The following is a 16,531-nucleotide window of genomic DNA, read 5'->3' on the forward strand; positions in this document are numbered from 1 at the left end:
CCCGACAACGCTCAACCAGGCCAAAAGGCCAGCAGTCCATACTGGCACAATCTCGCAGGGTGTAAAAGTCACACAGCGGTAACATGAGACATGTTCACTATCACTCATCCGATCAGTCAGGATAACGGTTGCAAAATCACCAAATAAAACGAAAATGATTTCCACGATACAGAAAAAGGAGTTCGTCATGGTCACGACCGTTCCCGCTAAACGCGGCAGAAAACCTGCTGCCACCACCGCCGCCTCTCAGGGCGGACAGGTTCAATCGCTCACGCGCGGTTTGAAGCTGCTGGAATGGATAGCCGAGTCGCACAGCAGCGTGGCCCTGACAGAGCTGGCACAGCAGGCTGGCCTGCCGAACTCAACGACCCATCGACTGTTGACCACGATGCAGCAGCTGGGCTTTGTGCGCCAGGTGGGCGAGCTGGGACACTGGGCAGTGGGCGCACATGCGTTTATCGTCGGCAGCAGCTTCCTGCAGAGCCGCAACCTGCTGGCGATTGTGCACCCTATTCTGCGTAAGCTGATGGAAGATTCCGGCGAGACGGTAAACCTGGCCGTGCTCGACCAGAGCGACCATCAGGCCATTATCATCGACCAGGTACAGTGCACGCAGCTAATGCGTATGTCGGCACCGATTGGCGGCAAGCTGCCGATGCATGCCTCCGGGGCGGGGAAAGCGTTTCTGTCGCAGCTCAGCGAAGAGCAGGTCACCGGGCTGCTGCACCGTAAAGGGCTGCACGCCTACACCCACGCCACGCTGGTCTCACCGGTACATCTGAAAGAAGATCTGGCCCTGACCCGCAAGCGCGGCTATTCGTTTGATGACGAGGAGCATGCGTTAGGCCTGCGCTGCATTGCGGCCTGCATCTTTGACGAGCACCGCGAGCCGTTTGCCGCCATTTCGATCTCCGGACCGATTTCCCGTATGACCGATGACCGCGTCACGGAGTTAGGTGCGCTGGTGATTAAGGCGGCGAAAGAGGTCACGCTGGCGTATGGCGGGATTCGATAACATCGGGAGCACCTGAATCCCTCTCCCGTCGGGAGAGGGGGCATTACACCGCATACCGGATACAAAACCGTTGTTTGCGGCGATAGGCATACACATCTTCCACATGCCCATTCTTGATGCGCGTCTGCAGGCCCCGCCAGTAGCTGGCACGAAACAGGTCATCATGCATCTCTTCAAACAGTGGCCTGATGCGCGGGTCAGCGCACAGCCAGTGGCGAAACTCCTCAGGAAAGACATCTCCCGGTGAGATGCTGTACCACGGCTCGCCGGACAGTTCATCTTCCGGATAGCGGGGCTGCGGTATATCGCGGAAATTCACCTCAGTCATATAGCAAATTTCATCATAATCGTAGAACACCACCCGCCCGTGACGGGTGACCCCGAAGTTTTTAAACAGCATGTCGCCCGGGAAGATATTCGCAGCGGCAAGCTGACGGATAGCGTTGCCGTATTCTTCAATGGCATCACGCAGTGCCTGACCTTCGGACTGCTCCAGCCAGATATTGAGTGGGATCATGCGGCGTTCGATATAGAGATGGCTGATGGCAATTTTGTCACCCAGGTCGGTGATTTTCGCCGGCGCTTCCTGCAGTAATAACGCCATTAATGCCGGATCGATCTGCTGCTTATCCAGCACAAAGTTCTCGAACTCCTGGGTGTCCGCCATTCGCCCGACGCGATCGTGCTCTTTAACCAGCTGGTAGCAGGCGCGGACGTGAGCAGCGGTCATCTCCTTCTGCGGCGCGAACGTATCTTTGATGACCTTAAACACCCGATCAAAACCCGGCAGGGTAAAGACCAGCATCACCATGCCGCGAATACCGGGGGCTTCGATAAATTGCTCATCTGCCGTGGTGACATAGCGCAGATATTCCCGATAGCTTTCCGTCTTGGCGTGTTTCTGACAGCCAATGGCCATGTACAGCTCGGCGGTGGTTTTCCCCGGCAGGATCTCGCGCAACCACTCCACCAGAGCAGCAGGCAGCGGGGCATACACCATAAAGTAGGAGCGGGCGAAACCAAAGACAATGCTGGCCTCGGCGCTGGTTGTCAGGCAGGTATCAACAAACAGTTCACCGTCATCGGTACGATGGATGGGTAACAGAAACGGCACAATGGCCGACGGTGTCATCAGTTTACCGACCAGCCAGGCGGCCTTATTACGGTAAAAAAGCTCATTGGCAACCTGCAAATGGCTTTGCCCGAGCACCTCTTCGCCAAAGGTCTCCTTGAGATGCGCAGAGATATAGCCGATATCACGGGTTTTATTCTCCCAGGGCAAACGCAGCGGCAAATCCGTTAATACGCGATGCAGGAGCTTTTCCCAGCCGCGATCGGGAAAGAAATCCTTCGCCAGCGGACGCGGAATAGTGCGAAAGCGGCGCTCCGGCTGGGAGCTGAAGATAAATAACCGCTCAGGAGATAATGAGCGGTGGTCAAATAACCGGCAATAGACGGAGTTGAAAAAGCTCTCCGCAATCTCGAAGCGCGGGTAATCAGGTAACAGATGGGTGTAATGCTCCTTCACGCGCAGTAAAAACTCCGCGTCAGGGATTTTGCCGTCGGTAATGCAGCGCAACTGCTCCACCACCAGACCCACATGGTGATCGTAAAGGTGGATTCGCTGCTTCATGGCCTGCTGAACCGCATGCCAGTCGGCGTGCTCAAAACGCTGCTGCGCGCCGGATGTGACTTCCAGGAAACGTCCGTACTGGGCATCGAAGCCCTGCAGAATAGTTTGGGCAATCAGTAATTCCAGACCACGCGACATTGTTCATGCTCCCTCACCCCGGCCCCCTCCCGACGGGAGAGGGAGTATGTTCACAGGCCCGGTAGCGTGCCACCGGGCGTTACACGGCTCAGAACTGGGCTTCTTCCGTCGATCCCGTTAAGGCGGTGACGGAGGAGGTGCCCCCCTGGATGATAGTGGTCACGTTATCGAAGTAACCGGTCCCGACCTCCTGCTGATGCGAAACGAAGGTATAGCCCTCTTTACCGGCAGCAAATTCCGGCTGCTGCACCTTCTCAACGTAATGCTTCATGCCTTCACCCTGCGCGTAGGCATGCGCCAGGTCGAACATGTTGAACCACATGCTGTGAATGCCAGCCAGCGTGATGAACTGATACTTGTAGCCCATGTCGGACAGCTGCTGCTGGAAGCTGGCGATGGTTTTATCATCCAGTTTCTTCTGCCAGTTGAAGGACGGCGAGCAGTTATAGGCCAGCAGTTTGCCCGGATATTTGGCGTGGATAGCATCTGCAAAGCGTTTTGCCAGCGCCAGGTCCGGCGTGGAGGTTTCGCACCAGACCAGGTCCGCATACGGTGCATATGCCAGCCCACGGCTGATCGCCTGTTCAATGCCAGCATGGGTACGATAAAACCCTTCGCTGGTGCGTTCACCGGTAATGAACTCGCTGTCGTAAGGATCGCAGTCAGAGGTGATCAGGTCAGCCGCATCCGCATCGGTACGGGCAATCACCAGCGTGGGTACGCCGAGCACGTCAGCCGCCAGACGCGCCGCAACCAGCTTCTGAATCGCTTCCTGGGTTGGGACAAGGACTTTCCCGCCCATGTGTCCGCATTTCTTCACTGACGCCAGCTGGTCTTCGAAGTGAACGGCCGCTGCACCGGCCTCAATCATCGATTTCATCAGCTCAAAGGCGTTCAGCACGCCGCCGAATCCCGCTTCCGCATCCGCGACGATTGGCAGGAAATAGTCAATAAAACGCGGATCGTTTGGCTCAATGCCTGCCGCCCACTGGATCTGATCCGCACGGCGGAAGGTGTTGTTGATCCGATCCACCACGGTTGGTACCGAGTTTGCCGGATAGAGCGACTGATCCGGATACATGCTGGAGGCCAGGTTGGCGTCCGCCGCAACCTGCCAGCCGGAAAGATAGATGGCTTCGATGCCGGCTTTCGCCTGCTGCAGGGCCTGGCCGCCAGTCAGCGCGCCGAGGCTATTGATGTAACCTTTTTTGGCACCGCCGTGCAGCAGCTCCCACATTTTCGCCGCGCCGCGCTGCGCCAGGGTACATTCCGGATTGACCGAGCCACGCAATTTCACCACCTCTTCCGCGCTATACGGGCGGCGGATGCCTTCCCAGCGAGGTTGGGTCCACTCTTTCTTCAATTCTTCGATTTGTTGGGTACGGGTTTTCATGTGCAGATGCTCCATATTGTTGTGGGGTGAATTACGCCAGGAAGCGGTAGCCCGGCAGGGTCAGGAAGTCGATTAAGTCATCGGATGTGGTGATTTGCTCCATCAGGCGTGCGGCGTCATCAAAACGTCCGCTGCTGAAGCGGTGTTCACCCAGTTCGTCCTGGATCACCCGCATCTCTTCGGCCAGCATCTGACGGAACAGGGATTTGGTCACCGGCTTGCCGTTGCTGAGCGTTTTTTGATGGTGGATCCACTGCCAGATTGAGGTACGAGAGATTTCGGCGGTAGCGGCATCTTCCATCAGGCCGTAGATCGGCACGCAGCCGTTACCGGAGATCCACGCTTCAATGTACTGGACGGCTACGCGGATATTGGCGCGCATGCCCTCTTCCGTACGCTCGCCCGCACACGGTGCCAGCAGGTGTTCTTCAGCCGTTGGGGCATCCTCATCACGCGTCACAAACAGCTGGTTTTTGTTCTCACCGAGTACGCGGTTGAAGACGTCCATTGCCGTATCCGCCAGACCCGGATGCGCGATCCACGTTCCGTCATGGCCATTTCGTGCTTCAAGCTCTTTATCGGCTCTCACCTTGTTGAGCACCTGATTGTTACGTTCAGCATCTTTGCTTGGGATAAATGCCGCCATTCCCCCCATCGCAAAGGCCCCACGCTTGTGGCAGGTCTTAATCAACAGGCGTGAGTAGGCACTCAGGAACGGTTTATCCATGGTGACCACCTGGCGATCCGGCAGTACACGATCGGGATGATTTTTCAGGGTTTTGATGTAGCTGAAGATGTAATCCCAGCGTCCACAGTTCAGCCCAACAATATGGTCGCGCAGCGCATGCAGAATTTCGTTCATCTGGAACACGGCAGGCAGCGTTTCAATCAGCAGGGTGGCTTTAATGGTGCCACGCGGCAGGTTGAAACGATCTTCCGTGTAGCTAAACACTTCACTCCACCAGGCCGCTTCCTGCCAGGCCTGTGTTTTCGGCAGATAGAAATAGGGGCCGCTGCCTTTTGCCAGCAGATTCTTGTGGTTGTGGAAGAAATAGAGGGCGAAGTCAAACAGACTGCCCGGAATGGCTTCGCCGCGCCAGGTGACATGCTTTTCAGGCAGATGCAGTCCACGTACGCGACAGATCAGAACCGCCGGATTGGGTTTCAGTTGATAGATTTTGCCGGCTTCGTTGGTATAGCTGATGGTGCCATTTACGGCATCGCGCAGATTGATTTGCCCGTCGATAACCTTATACCAGTCCGGCGCCAGTGAGTCCTCAAAATCTGCCATAAAGACTTTTACGTTCGCGTTCATGGCGTTGATCACCATTTTGCGCTCCACCGGGCCGGTGATTTCGACGCGCCGATCCTGTAAATCATCCGGAATGCCGCGGATTTTCCACTCACCACGGCGAATGGAAGCGGTTTCCGAAATAAACCCAGGCAACTTGCCATCATCAATTTCCTGCTGCTGATGAATGCGTGCCGCCAGCAGCTTATTGCGCGTTGGCGTAAAGCGGGTCACCAGTTCGGTCAGGAATTCGACAGCGTCTGCTGTCAAAATTTGCTGTTCTTGCTCGCCATGCGGCTGGGTAAAGGCCAGTTCATCGACCGTCGTTGCCTGTTGAGTCATTACTCTGCTCCTCATCAAAGATCCAAAATCACGCCCCCGATGCGAACGAAAGATCGTTGTGTAGTTTTCGCTCAGCAGAATTAAGACTATCTATATTTTTCCCAAAATCAAAAACAATTTCCATTTTAATTATTAAATGAACTTAACACATTGATTAATATGAAATTAAAGTTTTATTGTTTGTTGAGTGGTATTTCGGAAATGAAAAAGGCACCCGAAGGTGCCTGATGTGAATAGCTGAAACGCTTTAGGATCGTTTAGTGCAGAAGATTACTCCAGCGTTGGATTCATGTGGCGCAGATCGTATGGTGTGATCTGGTAGACGTAATAGTTGAGCCAGTTCGTAAACAGCAAATTCCCGTGGCTACGCCAGGTGGCTCTCGGTTTGTTCTGTGGATCGTTTTTGGGGAAATAGTTGTACGGAACGGCCGGATTCAGACCGGCTTCAACGTCACGGAAATACTCCGACGCGAGGGTGTTCGGATCGTACTCAGGATGGCCGGTAACAAAGGCAATGCGCTTGTCTTTACTGGCAAACAGGTAAGCATCCCCGTCTTCGGTTTCGGCCAGGATATCGAGATCGGTGTAATCACGAATCAGCTGCGCCGGGAAATCGGCGTAGCGCGAGTGTGGGGCCAGGAAGGAGTCATCGAACCCGCGCGTCAACAGGGCGTGAGGCAGGACAAGGTGGTGCTCGTAAACACCTGAAAGCTTCTCAGTGCGGGTTTGTTTGGGGATCCCATAGAGGATATTCAGGGCGGCTTGTACCGCCCAACAAACAAACAGCGTGGACGTGACGTGCTCTTTAGCCCACTCCAGTACCTGTTTGATCTGCGGCCAGTAGGCAACATCATTAAATTCGACCAGGCCCAGCGGTGCACCGGTCACAATCAGCCCGTCGAAGTTTTCGTCGCGAATGTCGTCGAAGTTACAGTAAAAGTTATTCAGATGCTCAGAAGGCGTATTTCGCGACTCACGGGCATCGATTCGCAGCAGCTGGATATCAACCTGCAGCGGCGAGTTCGAAAGCAAACGCAGGAACTGGTTTTCTGTTTCGATCTTTTTCGGCATCAGATTGAGAATAAGCACCTTCAGTGGGCGAATTTCCTGACCTGTAGCGCGTGAAGTCGTCATCACAAAGACGTTTTCATCACGTAAGAAATTGACGGCTGGTAGCTCGTCCTGCACCCGAATCGGCATAACCTCATATCCTCACAGCATACGTATAAACGTTTAGACATCCAGACAGCTAACGATACCCAGAAACAGGCTGAATGTCGAGTCTGCAAGCGGAAGGTGAGAAAGTTTCAAGGAGGAAGTAAGAAGCCCAAAAAGCAAAAAACCCCGCACCATACGGTACGGGGTTCTTTTAATTGATGCCTGGCAGTTCCCTACTCTCACATGGGGAGACCCCACACTACCATCGGCGCTACGGCGTTTCACTTCTGAGTTCGGCATGGGGTCAGGTGGGACCACCGCGCTAAAGCCGCCAGGCAAATTCTGTTATCTGTATCAGCTGAAAATCGTCTCTCATCGCCAAAACATCTTCGGCGTTGTAAGGTTAAGCCTCACGGTTCATTAGTATCGGTTAGCTCAACGCATCGCTGCGCTTACACACCCGACCTATCAACGTCGTAGTCTTCAACGTTCCTTCAGGAGACTTAAAGTCTCAGGGAGAACTCATCTCGGGGCAAGTTTCGTGCTTAGATGCTTTCAGCACTTATCTCTTCCGCATTTAGCTACCGGGCAGTGCCATTGGCATGACAACCCGAACACCAGTGATGCGTCCACTCCGGTCCTCTCGTACTAGGAGCAGCCCCCCTCAATTCTCCAGCGCCCACGGCAGATAGGGACCGAACTGTCTCACGACGTTCTAAACCCAGCTCGCGTACCACTTTAAATGGCGAACAGCCATACCCTTGGGACCTACTTCAGCCCCAGGATGTGATGAGCCGACATCGAGGTGCCAAACACCGCCGTCGATATGAACTCTTGGGCGGTATCAGCCTGTTATCCCCGGAGTACCTTTTATCCGTTGAGCGATGGCCCTTCCATTCAGAACCACCGGATCACTATGACCTGCTTTCGCACCTGCTCGAGCCGTCACTCTCGCAGTCAAGCTAGCTTATGCCATTGCACTAACCTCCTGATGTCCGACCAGGATTAGCTAACCTTCGTGCTCCTCCGTTACTCTTTGGGAGGAGACCGCCCCAGTCAAACTACCCACCAGACACTGTCCGCAACCCGGATTACGGGTCTACGTTAGAACACCAGCCATTAAAGGGTGGTATTTCAAGGTTGGCTCCACGCAGACTGGCGTCCACGCTTCAAAGCCTCCCACCTATCCTACACATCAAGGACCAGTGTTCAGTGTCAAGCTATAGTAAAGGTTCACGGGGTCTTTCCGTCTTGCCGCGGGTACACTGCATCTTCACAGCGAGTTCAATTTCACTGAGTCTCGGGTGGAGACAGCCTGGCCATCATTACGCCATTCGTGCAGGTCGGAACTTACCCGACAAGGAATTTCGCTACCTTAGGACCGTTATAGTTACGGCCGCCGTTTACCGGGGCTTCGATCAAGAGCTTCGCGTTGCCGCTAACCCCATCAATTAACCTTCCGGCACCGGGCAGGCGTCACACCGTATACGTCCACTTTCGTGTTTGCACAGTGCTGTGTTTTTAATAAACAGTTGCAGCCAGCTGGTATCTTCGACTGATTTCAGCTCCACCCGCAGGGGCTTCACCTACATATCAGCGTGCCTTCTCCCGAAGTTACGGCACCATTTTGCCTAGTTCCTTCACCCGAGTTCTCTCAAGCGCCTTGGTATTCTCTACCTGACCACCTGTGTCGGTTTGGGGTACGATTTGATGTTACCTGATGCTTAGAGGCTTTTCCTGGAAGCAGGGCATTTGTTACTTCAGCACCGTAGTGCCTCGTCATCACACCTCAGCGTTAATAAGGTACCGGATTTACCTGGAACCTCCGCCTACATGCTTAAACCGGGACAACCGTCGCCCGGCTAACATAGCCTTCTCCGTCCCCCCTTCGCAGTAACACCAAGTACAGGAATATTAACCTGTTTCCCATCGACTACGCCTTTCGGCCTCGCCTTAGGGGTCGACTCACCCTGCCCCGATTAACGTTGGACAGGAACCCTTGGTCTTCCGGCGAGCGGGCTTTTCACCCGCTTTATCGTTACTTATGTCAGCATTCGCACTTCTGATACCTCCAGCACCCCTCACAGGACACCTTCAACGGCTTACAGAACGCTCCCCTACCCAACAACGCATAAGCGTCGCTGCCGCAGCTTCGGTGCATGGTTTAGCCCCGTTACATCTTCCGCGCAGGCCGACTCGACCAGTGAGCTATTACGCTTTCTTTAAATGATGGCTGCTTCTAAGCCAACATCCTGGCTGTCTGTGCCTTCCCACATCGTTTCCCACTTAACCATGACTTTGGGACCTTAGCTGGCGGTCTGGGTTGTTTCCCTCTTCACGACGGACGTTAGCACCCGCCGTGTGTCTCCCGTGATAACATTCTTCGGTATTCGTAGTTTGCATCGGGTTGGTAAGCCGGGATGGCCCCCTAGCCGAAACAGTGCTCTACCCCCGAAGATGAGTTCACGAGGCGCTACCTAAATAGCTTTCGGGGAGAACCAGCTATCTCCCGGTTTGATTGGCCTTTCACCCCCAGCCACAAGTCATCCGCTAATTTTTCAACATTAGTCGGTTCGGTCCTCCAGTTAGTGTTACCCAACCTTCAACCTGCCCATGGCTAGATCACCGGGTTTCGGGTCTATACCCTGCAACTTAACGCCCAGTTAAGACTCGGTTTCCCTTCGGCTCCCCTATACGGTTAACCTTGCTACAGAATATAAGTCGCTGACCCATTATACAAAAGGTACGCAGTCACCCCATAAAAGAGGCTCCCACTGCTTGTACGTACACGGTTTCAGGTTCTTTTTCACTCCCCTCGCCGGGGTTCTTTTCGCCTTTCCCTCACGGTACTGGTTCACTATCGGTCAGTCAGGAGTATTTAGCCTTGGAGGATGGTCCCCCCATATTCAGACAGGATACCACGTGTCCCGCCCTACTCTTCGAGTTCACAGCCTGTGTGCTTTCGTGTACGGGACTTTCACCCTGTACCGTGCGACTTTCCAGACGCTTCCACTAACACACAAGCTGATTCAGACTCTGGGCTGCTCCCCGTTCGCTCGCCGCTACTGGGGGAATCTCGGTTGATTTCTTTTCCTCGGGGTACTTAGATGTTTCAGTTCCCCCGGTTCGCCTCGTTAACCTATGTATTCAGTTAACGATAGTGTGACGGATCACACTGGGTTTCCCCATTCGGACATCGCCGGGTCAAAGGTTCATATCACCTCGCCGGCGCTTTTCGCAGATTAGCACGTCCTTCATCGCCTCTGACTGCCAGGGCATCCACCGTGTACGCTTAGTCGCTTAACCTCACAACCCGAAGATGTTTCTTTCGATTCATCATCAGTTTGCGAAAATTTGAGAGACTCGAACACACATTAACTGTGTGTCGTTTCAATTTTCAGCTTGATCCAGATTTTTAAAGAGCAAAATTTCACAATGCACTTCGCAGTACATTTTGAAATTTATCATTCATCAGACAATCTGTGTGGACACTACAAAGGCAGGTTCTTTAAGGTAAGGAGGTGATCCAACCGCAGGTTCCCCTACGGTTACCTTGTTACGACTTCACCCCAGTCATGAATCACAAAGTGGTAAGCGCCCTCCCGAAGGTTAAGCTACCTACTTCTTTTGCAACCCACTCCCATGGTGTGACGGGCGGTGTGTACAAGGCCCGGGAACGTATTCACCGTAGCATTCTGATCTACGATTACTAGCGATTCCGACTTCATGGAGTCGAGTTGCAGACTCCAATCCGGACTACGACGCACTTTATGAGGTCCGCTTGCTCTCGCGAGTTCGCTTCTCTTTGTATGCGCCATTGTAGCACGTGTGTAGCCCTACTCGTAAGGGCCATGATGACTTGACGTCATCCCCACCTTCCTCCAGTTTATCACTGGCAGTCTCCTTTGAGTTCCCGGCCGGACCGCTGGCAACAAAGGATAAGGGTTGCGCTCGTTGCGGGACTTAACCCAACATTTCACAACACGAGCTGACGACAGCCATGCAGCACCTGTCTCAGAGTTCCCGAAGGCACCAAAGCATCTCTGCTAAGTTCTCTGGATGTCAAGAGTAGGTAAGGTTCTTCGCGTTGCATCGAATTAAACCACATGCTCCACCGCTTGTGCGGGCCCCCGTCAATTCATTTGAGTTTTAACCTTGCGGCCGTACTCCCCAGGCGGTCGACTTAACGCGTTAGCTCCGGAAGCCACGCCTCAAGGGCACAACCTCCAAGTCGACATCGTTTACGGCGTGGACTACCAGGGTATCTAATCCTGTTTGCTCCCCACGCTTTCGCACCTGAGCGTCAGTCTTTGTCCAGGGGGCCGCCTTCGCCACCGGTATTCCTCCAGATCTCTACGCATTTCACCGCTACACCTGGAATTCTACCCCCCTCTACAAGACTCTAGCCTGCCAGTTTCGAATGCAGTTCCCAGGTTGAGCCCGGGGATTTCACATCCGACTTGACAGACCGCCTGCGTGCGCTTTACGCCCAGTAATTCCGATTAACGCTTGCACCCTCCGTATTACCGCGGCTGCTGGCACGGAGTTAGCCGGTGCTTCTTCTGCGGGTAACGTCAATTGCTGCGGTTATTAACCACAACACCTTCCTCCCCGCTGAAAGTACTTTACAACCCGAAGGCCTTCTTCATACACGCGGCATGGCTGCATCAGGCTTGCGCCCATTGTGCAATATTCCCCACTGCTGCCTCCCGTAGGAGTCTGGACCGTGTCTCAGTTCCAGTGTGGCTGGTCATCCTCTCAGACCAGCTAGGGATCGTCGCCTAGGTGAGCCGTTACCCCACCTACTAGCTAATCCCATCTGGGCACATCTGATGGCAAGAGGCCCGAAGGTCCCCCTCTTTGGTCTTGCGACGTTATGCGGTATTAGCTACCGTTTCCAGTAGTTATCCCCCTCCATCAGGCAGTTTCCCAGACATTACTCACCCGTCCGCCACTCGTCACCCGAGAGCAAGCTCTCTGTGCTACCGTTCGACTTGCATGTGTTAGGCCTGCCGCCAGCGTTCAATCTGAGCCATGATCAAACTCTTCAATTTAAGTTTGATGCTCGTGAATTAAACTTCGTAATGAATTACGTATGTTCACTCAGAGACTTGGTATTCATTTTTTGTCCGAAGACATTAAGAATCCATGTCACTTTGAGTGCCCACACAGATTGTCTGATAAATTGTTAAAGAGCAGTTGCGACGCGGCTTACAGCTCACCGTCGCGAGGTGGCGTATATTACGCTTTCCTCTTTCAGAGTCAACCCTGAAATTCAGGATTTTTTCTCTTCAACCGACCGGGTTAACTGTGAAGTGATTCACATCTGCCGTGTCGATGGAGGCGCATTATAGGGAGTTCTCAGCAGGCCGCAACCGCTAAATGACAGAAAAATGACTGACTGCTGCATTCCCCAGCAAAACCCCGCCTTATACCCTTTTACACACAGACTTATCCACAGAGATACGAAAAAGTGAAAATTCGCGAGCGTTGCGCAAACGTTTTCGTTAAAATGCTCGCGCTTAACAAGGATGCCTCGTCAGGTGTGTTAGATGAGTTTTTCGCTGGAAAATTCATCTAACGCTCTCTGTAATCGTGAAATCCAGGGGATTTACCATGCAACAACGTCGTCCAGTCCGCCGCGCTCTGCTCAGTGTTTCTGATAAAGCCGGTATCGTCGAATTCGCTCAGGCACTTTCTGCACGCGGTGTGGAGCTGCTTTCTACAGGTGGTACCGCTCGCCTGTTAGCAGAGAAAGGTCTGCCGGTAACCGAAGTGTCCGATTACACCGGTTTTCCGGAAATGATGGATGGACGCGTCAAGACCCTGCACCCGAAGGTCCACGGCGGTATTCTTGGTCGTCGCGGCCAGGACGACGGCATTATGGAAAAGCATGATATCGCGCCAATCGACATGGTCGTCGTTAACCTCTACCCGTTCGCGCAGACCGTTGCCCGCGAAGGCTGCTCTCTGGAAGACGCCGTCGAAAACATTGATATCGGCGGCCCAACCATGGTGCGCTCAGCGGCTAAGAACCATAAAGATGTTGCCATCGTGGTGAAGAGCAGCGACTACAACACCATTATTAATGAGATGGATGCCAACGAAGGGTCGCTGACGCTGGAGACGCGTTTCGACCTCGCCATCAAAGCATTCGAGCACACCGCCGCGTACGACAGCATGATCGCCAACTACTTCGGTAGCCTGGTGCCTGCTTATCATGGCGAAAGCACTGAACCTTCCGGCCGCTTCCCGCGTACGCTGAACCTGAACTTCATTAAGAAGCAGGATATGCGTTACGGTGAGAACAGCCACCAGCAGGCTGCCTTCTATATAGAAGAAGCGGTAAAAGAAGCCTCTGTTGCGACCGCACAGCAGGTTCAGGGCAAGGCACTCTCCTATAACAACATCGCTGACACCGATGCAGCGCTCGAGTGCGTGAAAGCGTTCAGTGAACCCGCCTGCGTAATCGTGAAGCACGCGAACCCATGTGGCGTAGCGGTAAGCACCTCCATTCTTGACGCCTATGATCGCGCCTATAAAACCGACCCAACCTCCGCATTCGGCGGCATTATCGCCTTCAACCGCGAGCTGGACGCTGACACAGCACAGGCCATCATCTCCCGTCAGTTTGTCGAAGTGATCATCGCTCCTTCTGCATCCGACGAAGCCCTGAAAATTACCGCGGCAAAACAGAACGTGCGCGTACTGGTGTGCGGCCACTGGGCTGAGCGCGTACCGGGTCTGGACTTCAAACGCGTGAACGGCGGTCTGCTGGTTCAGGATCGCGATCTGGGCATGGTCACCGCGGGCGATCTGCGCGTCGTGACGAAACGCCAGCCTACCGAGCAGGAACTGCGTGACGCGCTGTTCTGCTGGAAGGTTGCGAAGTTCGTGAAATCCAACGCGATTGTCTATGCAAAAGAGAACATGACCATCGGAATAGGCGCAGGCCAGATGAGCCGCGTTTACTCCGCGAAAATTGCCGGTATCAAAGCGGCTGATGAAGGTCTGGAAGTGAAAGGCTCGGCAATGGCCTCTGACGCCTTCTTCCCGTTCCGTGACGGTATCGACGCTGCTGCTGCTGTGGGCATTACCTGTGTTATCCAGCCTGGCGGCTCAATCCGTGACGACGAAGTCATTGCCGCTGCTGACGAACACGGCATTGCGATGATCTTCACCGACATGCGTCACTTCCGCCATTAATCCACGGAGCAGAAAATGAAAGTATTAGTCATTGGTAATGGCGGGCGCGAGCACGCTCTGGCGTGGAAAGCGGCCCAGTCGCCGCAGGTAAAAACCGTCTTTGTGGCACCGGGTAATGCCGGTACTGCGCTGGAACCCACGTTACAGAACGTCGCTATCGGCGTGACCGATATCCCGGCCCTGTTGAGCTTTGCTCAGCAGGAGAAAATCGATCTGACCATCGTGGGTCCGGAAGCGCCGCTGGTGATTGGCGTCGTTGACGCCTTCCGGGCTGCTGGCCTGCAAATCTTCGGCCCAACGGAAGGGGCTGCACAGCTGGAAGGTTCGAAAGCCTTCACCAAAGATTTCCTCGCACGTCATAACATCCCGACGGCGGAATATCAGAATTTCACCGAAGTAGAGCCAGCCCTGGCTTACTTACGTGAAAAAGGTGCGCCTATCGTTATCAAAGCCGACGGTCTGGCCGCCGGTAAAGGCGTTATCGTGGCGATGACGCTCGAGGAAGCCGAAGCCGCGGTTCAGGATATGCTGGCAGGCAACGCCTTTGGCGATGCGGGCCATCGCATCGTGATTGAAGAGTTCCTTGACGGTGAAGAGGCGAGCTTTATCGTGATGGTCGACGGCGAGCATGTTCTGCCGATGGCCACCAGCCAGGATCATAAACGCGTTGGCAATGCAGATACCGGGCCGAACACCGGCGGTATGGGCGCTTACTCCCCTGCCCCTGTGGTCACTGACGAAGTGCATCAGCGCACCATGGACCGCATTATCTGGCCAACCGTCAAAGGCATGGCTGCCGAAGGTAACACTTACACCGGTTTCCTCTATGCAGGCCTGATGATCGACAAGCAGGGCAATCCGAAGGTGATTGAGTTCAACTGCCGCTTCGGCGATCCGGAAACACAGCCAATCATGCTGCGCATGAAATCTGACCTGGTGGAACTGTGTCTTGCCGCCTGTGAAGGTAAGCTGGATGAGAAAACGTCTGAGTGGGATGAACGTGCTTCTCTGGGCGTGGTGATTGCTGCGGGGGGTTATCCGGGTAATTACAATACCGGTGATGAGATCCACGGTTTACCGCTGGAAGAAGTAGAAGGCGCGAAGGTATTCCACGCCGGCACGAAGCTGTCTGACGACGATCGTGTGCTTACTAATGGCGGCCGTGTACTGTGTGCGACCGCGCTGGGTCACACCGTTGCAGAAGCACAGAAGCGTGCCTATGCGCTGATGGCAGATATTCACTGGAACGGTAGCTTTAGCCGCCAGGATATCGGCTATCGCGCAATTGCGCGTGAGCAGGGCGAGTAATTCTTCAGCCAGCCCCTCTCCCGTCAGGGAGAGGGGACGTCACTCAAAAACTCTTTTCTGTCGGCTGCCAGGTGCAGAAGTCTTCGTTCGCGACCAGCAGCAGTTGAGAACCTTCCGGCGCTTCCAGCCACGCCACACTCACTTCCATTGATGAATGCCGCTGACGGCGCTCAATATGTTCGGTTGCCCAGGCTTCAAGCTCAGGCTTAACGGTTTGCCCTTCGCAGGTTGTTACCGTGCCATCGGCATGCCACCGCCCCTGGCGCAGCACAACGCGTCCCTGACGCAGCGCATCGCTGGTCTGGCGGATTTGTTCGGCACGATAACGATAGAGTGCGACTTGATCGCTGGAAAGCTGCTGCTTTTGACCGCTGACTTCCCGCTGCATAAAGCTCAGCTCGCCATGGTCATCAAAACGCACTTTCACATGTTCGGGGGTCTTGCTGTAGACATTCAGTTCTATCAGCGACAGGTCATCGCCCTGCCAGCGATACTCCGCGGTCGACGTATTGCCGTTATGCCACGGACTGAAAGCAGAAAGCAGATGCACTTCGCCGCCAGAATCTTTGCGCCAGATCCTCACCGCACCCTGGTTGTCAGCGTAGCCGCTGGCGGTAAACGGTGGCAGAGAGGTGTCGTGGCTACAGGCGGACAGAAACATCACGCCCGCCAGCGCGAAAAGACCACGCCAGACAGACAAAAGGGGCGTTGCCGCCCCTTCGTTAAAACTGTTCACTGCCACGCGTCTTACTTAACAGCGTCTTTCAGTGCTTTACCAGAAACAAATGCCGGCACGTTAGCTGCGGCGATTTTGATTTCTTTACCGGTCTGCGGGTTGCGGCCAGTACGCTCAGCGCGGTGGTTCACTTTGAAGGTACCGAAACCAACCAGTTGTACAGCATCACCTTCTTTCAGAGACTCAGTAATAGCAGCCAGGGTAGATTCCAGAGCAGCTTTAGCCTGCACTTTAGACAGATCAGCCTTGTCCGCAATTACATCAATCAGTTGAGTCTTGTTCATAAGTTATCCTTTCAATGTGTTTATCGC

9 protein-coding genes and 3 rRNA genes are annotated in these 16,531 nt (G+C 54.2%); 3 read left to right on the forward strand and 9 right to left on the reverse strand.

From position 1 onward, the window contains the following. Window positions 1–187: 187 nt before the first annotated feature. The gene (gene iclR, locus AM410_RS05600; protein ID WP_020882862.1) at window positions 188–1,015 is read left to right on the forward strand and encodes a glyoxylate bypass operon transcriptional repressor IclR; all 828 of its coding nucleotides are present in this window, start codon (window positions 188–190) and stop codon (window positions 1,013–1,015) included. Window positions 1,016–1,058: 43 nt separating this feature from the next. Here iclR and aceK read toward each other — a convergent pair whose 3' ends face one another. The 7 genes from aceK to AM410_RS05635 form a co-directional block, all read right to left on the reverse strand. After that, window positions 1,059–2,786, reverse strand: coding sequence for a bifunctional isocitrate dehydrogenase kinase/phosphatase (aceK, locus tag AM410_RS05605; protein WP_020882863.1), 1,728 nt, complete (start codon window positions 2,784–2,786; stop codon window positions 1,059–1,061). Window positions 2,787–2,874: 88 nt separating this feature from the next. Further along, on the reverse strand, window positions 2,875–4,179 hold the full coding sequence (aceA, locus tag AM410_RS05610) for an isocitrate lyase (RefSeq protein ID WP_040018675.1): 1,305 nt from the start codon (window positions 4,177–4,179) through the stop codon (window positions 2,875–2,877). Window positions 4,180–4,210: 31 nt separating this feature from the next. Next, the gene (gene aceB / locus AM410_RS05615) at window positions 4,211–5,812 is read right to left on the reverse strand and encodes a malate synthase A (protein WP_073397738.1); all 1,602 of its coding nucleotides are present in this window, start codon (window positions 5,810–5,812) and stop codon (window positions 4,211–4,213) included. A 270-nt stretch (window positions 5,813–6,082) separates the two neighbouring features. Next, window positions 6,083–7,012 carry a homoserine O-acetyltransferase MetA gene (metA, locus tag AM410_RS05620; RefSeq protein WP_073397740.1) on the reverse strand — a complete coding sequence of 310 codons (930 nt, stop codon included), beginning with the start codon at window positions 7,010–7,012 and terminating at the stop codon, window positions 6,083–6,085. A 178-nt stretch (window positions 7,013–7,190) separates the two neighbouring features. Further along, window positions 7,191–7,306 (reverse strand): 5S ribosomal RNA (gene rrf, locus AM410_RS05625). Between the two features lie 63 nt (window positions 7,307–7,369). Beyond that, window positions 7,370–10,276 (reverse strand): 23S ribosomal RNA (locus AM410_RS05630). 208 nt (window positions 10,277–10,484) lie between these two features. Further along, a 16S ribosomal RNA gene (locus tag AM410_RS05635) occupies window positions 10,485–12,024 on the reverse strand. Together the 16S, 23S and 5S rRNA genes form the textbook arrangement of a ribosomal RNA operon. Window positions 12,025–12,586: 562 nt before the next feature. Here AM410_RS05635 and purH point away from each other — a divergent pair. Then, complete coding sequence (purH, locus tag AM410_RS05640; RefSeq protein WP_108647622.1) at window positions 12,587–14,176, forward strand: bifunctional phosphoribosylaminoimidazolecarboxamide formyltransferase/IMP cyclohydrolase; 1,590 nt, start codon at window positions 12,587–12,589, stop codon at window positions 14,174–14,176. Between the two features lie 15 nt (window positions 14,177–14,191). Next, entirely contained in the window at window positions 14,192–15,484 is a 1,293-nt protein-coding gene (gene purD, locus AM410_RS05645) for a phosphoribosylamine--glycine ligase (protein WP_020882989.1), read from the forward strand. Window positions 15,485–15,527: 43 nt separating this feature from the next. Here the strand turns inward: purD and AM410_RS05650 are convergent, their stop codons facing one another. Together AM410_RS05650 and hupA are read right to left on the reverse strand one after the other, a co-directional pair. Next, entirely contained in the window at window positions 15,528–16,220 is a 693-nt protein-coding gene (locus AM410_RS05650; protein ID WP_020882988.1) for a DUF1481 domain-containing protein, read from the reverse strand. Window positions 16,221–16,231: 11 nt separating this feature from the next. Beyond that, window positions 16,232–16,504: a nucleoid-associated protein HU-alpha gene (gene hupA, locus AM410_RS05655; RefSeq protein WP_002445246.1), complete on the reverse strand. Its 273-nt coding sequence runs from the start codon at window positions 16,502–16,504 to the stop codon at window positions 16,232–16,234. Window positions 16,505–16,531 lie beyond the last annotated feature (27 nt).

Origin of the sequence: Enterobacter cloacae complex sp. FDA-CDC-AR_0164, assembly GCF_003071645.1 — a bacterium.
GTDB classification, from domain to species: domain Bacteria; phylum Pseudomonadota; class Gammaproteobacteria; order Enterobacterales; family Enterobacteriaceae; genus Enterobacter; species Enterobacter ludwigii.